Raw genomic sequence first — 504 nt, 5'->3', positions numbered from 1 at the left:
TTTACAAAAACCGAAGTTGAAAACACCCAAAATGTAAACTAAACCACAAACATTGTTTATGCATTTAAATAATTTTTATTAGGTTTTTATTTAATTATTCGTAATATAAACATCAAATACACTAAAAAAATACAATAAATAATTTTAAATTTGCCTTTATAATTATAGGCAAAAACACATGTTAATAATAGGAATTGCAGGCGGTACAGGCTGCGGTAAAACTACCGTAGTAAACCAGCTTCTTAAAGAATTACCAGAAGGTGAAGNAACTTATTGAAGCGCACTTAAAACAATTAAAAAAGAACAAACCTATACACCAACCTGTGTATTCATTTGTAAAACATAACCGTACGGGCGATACCATTTTAACACACCCAAGAAAAGTTATGATTGTTGAAGGTATTTTAATTTTAACTAACCCTGAATTAAGGGATATGTTTGATATTAAAATATTTGTACATACAGACTCTGATGAACGCTTAATTAGACGCCTAAAACGTGATA

The 504-nt window shown here is 29.0% G+C and carries 1 pseudogene; it reads left to right on the top strand.

Annotated features, from left to right (window positions below):
- Positions 1–178: 178 nt before the first annotated feature.
- Positions 179–504 (top strand): annotated as a pseudogene (locus tag FUA24_RS00310) (uridine kinase); the annotation flags it as partial.

The organism is Seonamhaeicola marinus (genome assembly GCF_008085455.1).
This window is presented reverse-complemented; position numbering and strand designations above follow the sequence as displayed.